General features: G+C 43.2%; 5 protein-coding genes. All 5 read left to right on the forward strand.

The features are described 5' to 3' along the window. Nucleotides 1-130 precede the first annotated feature (130 nt). Nucleotides 131-397 carry a flagellar biosynthesis protein FliQ gene (gene fliQ, locus JZU62_RS00880; protein ID WP_295011030.1) on the forward strand — a complete coding sequence of 89 codons (267 nt, stop codon included), beginning with the start codon at nt 131-133 and terminating at the stop codon, nt 395-397. Then, nucleotides 394-1,191, forward strand: coding sequence for a UDP-N-acetylmuramate dehydrogenase (locus JZU62_RS00885; protein ID WP_295011016.1), 798 nt, complete (start codon nt 394-396; stop codon nt 1,189-1,191). The genes fliQ and JZU62_RS00885 overlap by 4 nt, the downstream gene beginning before the upstream one ends. A gap of 78 nt (nt 1,192-1,269) precedes the next feature. After that, on the forward strand, nt 1,270-1,923 hold the full coding sequence (locus tag JZU62_RS00890) for a recombinase family protein (protein ID WP_295011018.1): 654 nt from the start codon (nt 1,270-1,272) through the stop codon (nt 1,921-1,923). A 13-nt stretch (nt 1,924-1,936) separates the two neighbouring features. Continuing rightward, the gene (gene ccoG, locus JZU62_RS00895) at nt 1,937-3,379 is read left to right on the forward strand and encodes a cytochrome c oxidase accessory protein CcoG (protein WP_295011020.1); all 1,443 of its coding nucleotides are present in this window, start codon (nt 1,937-1,939) and stop codon (nt 3,377-3,379) included. A gap of 73 nt (nt 3,380-3,452) precedes the next feature. Further along, nucleotides 3,453-4,588, forward strand: a 1,136-nt coding sequence (locus JZU62_RS00900; protein WP_295011022.1) for an NAD(P)/FAD-dependent oxidoreductase, incomplete at its 3' end; no start/stop codon positions are given.

Consider the following 4,588-nt stretch of genomic DNA (forward strand, 5'->3'; position numbering starts at 1 on the left):
GAAACCCAATACAAAGCCATCGAGCTTTTATTTGAGTTGGGACATAAACACGGCTTTTTTGATGCCAAGATCGATCCGAGAGATTTCATGATCCCGCTGGAATACACCGAATTGAGGTATTCATAACATGATGCAGTCGGAATTGATCGGGCTTGGGATCGAGACATTTAAAATTGCTCTCATTCTCTCATTACCTGCATTGCTCGTCGGTATGTTTTTAGGACTTGCGGTGAGTATCTTTCAAGCAACCACTCAAATCAATGAGATGACGCTGAGTTTTATCCCTAAAATTATCGGTATCGTTATCGTTATTATTCTCACCATGCCGTGGATGATGAACGAAATGCAGGATTTCACGATCCGTATGTTTAATTTGATCCCTACCTTTATGCAATGAACACAAAAACCATCGATTTCTCAAAATACAGCTCTATCCGAATCGGCCCCGTCGCCCGGGTGGCATTGATCGAAAACGATATTGTTCCTGAGGGGCATACTATCATCGGGGCTGCGAATAACGTCCTTATCTCCCCCACCCCGCCGCCGCTTATGATCCTCTCCAAAGAGTATGATTTTATCCGACTCGAAGAAGACGGTCTCCATGTCGGTGCCGCAACTCCGGGGGGACGGGTTGTCTCCTTTTGCAAAAAAAACGATATCGCCCATTTCGAATATCTATCGAAACTCCCCGGAACCCTCGGCGGAATGCTAAAAATGAATGCAGGACTCAAAGAGTATGAGATTTTCAACCATCTTATGGCTATCCGTACACAAAGCGGTTGGATCGAAAAAAAAGATATCCAACACGGCTACCGAAAAACCTCTATTAATGAAGTCGTCTTTGAAGCTGTGTTTGACGTAGAAAAAGGTTACTCCACTGAGCGCTATGAGATGTTCAATCAAATGCGTTCCAATCAACCCCATGATCCGAGTGCGGGAAGCTGTTTTAAAAATCCACCGAATGATTATGCCGGACGTCTTATCGAAGCAGTGGGATTAAAAGGGGAACACTTTGGAGCAATGGCATTTAGTAACGTTCACGCTAATTTTCTCGTCAACACAGGAGGCGGAACCTTTCAAGATGCATTAACCCTTATACATGAAGCACAAATGCGAGTTAAAAGGGAATTTAATATAGCGCTGTATTGTGAAGTGGTTATCATCGATCATCCAAATATGACGAATAAATAATCTTTTATCTTGACTTTAGCCGTCACTATTGGTTAAAATGACGATGAAACTAAAATACTAAAAGGATTTAAGCATACAATGACTGTAAGTTATATCCGTCCCGACAAAGATTTTGACGGTGTCTATGAACAGCTTAAATTGATTAACGGCTATGCCAATCAAAAAGAGATTACTATCCACGAAGAGATGGTGGATCAAACTTCTCAAAACAAACGGCTAAGCGAACGTCATGAGGTGGTTCGGTTTTTCCGCTCTCTGGATGGCGACACGTTGATCGTTTATGATACATGGACGTTGAGCAATTGCATCGAAGATGTGGTTCAGATGTTTAGTTGTCTTCTAAAAAATAACAATACGATTCACTTTGTCAAACCGGGGGTCGTAATCGACCGCAAAAGTGATACAATGGTCGTTTTAGGTCTTATCGATCAGCTCCGTCAGGTGCTGCAAGATGATGCGAAAAAAGGGATCGGTCGTCCGCGCGGCTCTAAATCATCATCAAAATTTGATATGTATTTGGAACAAATTATCGATTTGTTGAAAAATAGAAAAAGTGTGAGTGAAATAGCGCGTGTGATCGGGGTGAGCCGAAGCTCACTAAAAGATTACATCGAATCGCGTGAGTTAAAAGAGGTCGTTAGCGGAGTGATCGGTATCGGAGATGATGCGGATGCGGAAGCAACAGTGATTGGAACGATTCGGTGTCCAATCGATGAATCAACTATAATATGATGGAGGTCGTATAATGAGTGAAGAAACACTATCCCCTAAGGGGAAAGAGCCATTGTCGGGGGGAACTCCTTGGCGCATAATGCGGTATTGGTTTTATGGGCTTGTAACCATTTTTGCCTTGGCGGCGCCATGGATTACGATTGAGGGGAATCACCTCTTTTTGCTCAGTTTCGACAAACTGAAACTTCATTTGATGTTTATCCAATTCGATATGCAAGAGCTCTATTTGATGCCGTTTTTGCTGATGATCCTTTTTATCGGCGTTTTCGGTATTACCGTTTTGGGCGGACGAGTATTTTGTGGATGGATGTGTCCTCAGACGATTTTCCGTGTCGTTTACCGTGATTTGATCGAAACTAAACTGTTGGGTCTTCGCAAACGGATCAAAAACAAACAACAAGAACCTGATTATTCAAAATTTGAAAATAAAGTCAAACGTGTTGTTGCTATTTTGATCTGGACAGGACTCTCTTTTGTTGCTGCGGCCGATTTGATGTGGTATTTCGTACCACCGGAAGATTTCTTGGCGTATATTCAAAATCCGATGGAACACACGGTATTGATGGGTACGATCATCGGAATCGTCCTCTTTTTAGTCTATGACGTTATTTTCTTACAAGAGAATTTTTGTGTTTATGTCTGTCCTTATTCACGCATTCAATCAGTTTTGTACGATGATGACACGGTTATGGCGGTCTATAATCCAAATCGTGGCGGCGAAATCTACAATGAGCATAAAGAAAAAATGTTCACTAAACAAAAAGATCTGTTAGCGGTAAACACCCATGCGGAATGTACGACGTGTGAGAGTTGTGTGACCGTTTGTCCGACCCATATTGATATCCGTAAAGGACTTCAACTCGAATGTATCAACTGTTTAGAGTGTGTCGATGCTTGTACGGATGTTATGGGCAAACTCGGAAAACCGTCATTAATAGAGTGGTCAAGCGAAAAAGAGACCCTTTATATGAAAGGGAAAACTCACTATTTCCGTCCTAAAATTATTGGATATATGGCGATCTTAGTCATCGTCAGTATTATTTTGGGGATGATGGGAAGTAAAAAAGAGTACATGCTCCTCAACATCAACAAAGAGAACCGTTTGTACTCTGTCACCACCAACGCTGAGGGAAAAGTGCAGGTTGATAATGCCTATACTTTCTTGTTACAAAATACGTTGAATGAAGATCATGAGTATTACTTTGATATTGTTGCCCCTGCCGGAATGGAAGGGAAAATAAAAATCGCTCAACCTGAAAAAGCGTTCAAAGTAAAACCGGGCGTCGTTAAGAAAAAAGTCGTTGTCCTCTATGCCGATGAAATTCTCGTCAATGATGATCGCAAAGATACCGTTATCCCGATCACGATCAAAGCGTATGCGGTAGACGCAAAAGATAAAGTGACGGTAATACGTCAATCGACCTTTACCTACCCACGTGCGGATATGTTAAAATAATACTTTCTTAAAGAGGGGGATGACCCCCTCTTTTCTCTTTCTCTAACCCTCTTCATTTAGCTACAATACACTCATGAAAAATATAGCAATTATCGGCGGCGGTGCCAGTGGACTTATGGCAGCACTCTTTGCGGCGCGCAGTGGTGCCAATGTCACTATTTACGAACATAACAACAACGTGGGCAAAAAGATATTGGCTTCGGGTAACGGACGGTGCAACATCATTAACACCACCGCCTCGTATGAGGATTACGCGGGAGCTGATCCGCAGTTTGTTACCTATGCACTTAAACAGCTCAATTTTCACTATTTTGAGAAGTTCTGTAGCTCTATTGGACTCATACTGGATATAAAAGACGACGGCAGATGCTATCCTCTCTCTAATGAAGCCAAATCAGTACTGATCGCCCTCAAAAGTGCTGTGCATGAAGCGGGGGTTAAAATCATCACCGAATCCAAAGTAACCGCAATCACCAAAAATGATTCCCTATTCAACGTCCAAACCGATCAGGGCAAACAAAGCTATAACAACGTTTTAATCGCCACAGGAAGTGAAGCGGCTCCGCAACTCGGTGCAACGGCAGACGGCTACACCTTTGCCCGTGCATTCGGACATGAGATACTCCCTACCTACCCAAGCCTAGTACAGCTCCATCTAAACTCCAAAAACCACCCTAAAATGGCGGGGGTTAAAACCATCGCTGAAGTCACCCTATTCATCGATAACAAAAGGTACATGAAAGTAACAGGTGACATCCTCTTTACCGCGTACGGGATTTCGGGATTAGCCATCCTCGACATCAGCCATAGGGCTTCTTATGCTCTCTCAAACAAACAGCGTGTTAGCATCTCCCTCAATCTCCTCCCCCGCTATGATAGAGAAGAGCTTGTGAATGTCATCGAAAAGGTGTTCGCATCCGTCCCTAGACATGATGTTCATACCACCCTCTGCGGTCTACTCCCCGCCAAAATCATCACTTATCTCCTCGAAGATGCCACAGTTGCACTCTCCACAACCGTATCTTCCCTCAACCCCAAGGAGATCAAAAAAATCGCCCACTTGATAGGTGAATGGAAGTTTGAAGTGACCGATACCCACGGGTTTAAACATGCCGAAGTGAGCGGTGGCGGAGTCTCTACGGCACAGGTCAATAATAAAACGATGGAATCAAAACGGGTAGAAGGACTTTATTTTGCGGGTGAAGTTTT

The organism is Sulfuricurvum sp. (genome assembly GCF_019163035.1).
Lineage (GTDB): Bacteria > Campylobacterota > Campylobacteria > Campylobacterales > Sulfurimonadaceae > Sulfuricurvum.

Bases quoted from the DNA above. Each gene is read 5' to 3' on its own strand.
- ccoG (WP_295011020.1), top strand. From the start codon at position 1,937: ATGAGTGAAGAAACACTATCCCCTAAGGGGAAAGAGCCATTGTCGGGG.
- JZU62_RS00885 (WP_295011016.1), top strand. From the start codon at position 394: ATGAACACAAAAACCATCGATTTCTCAAAATACAGCTCTATCCGAATC.
- fliQ (WP_295011030.1), top strand. From the start codon at position 131: ATGCAGTCGGAATTGATCGGGCTTGGGATCGAGACATTTAAAATTGCT.
- JZU62_RS00890 (WP_295011018.1), top strand. From the start codon at position 1,270: ATGACTGTAAGTTATATCCGTCCCGACAAAGATTTTGACGGTGTCTAT.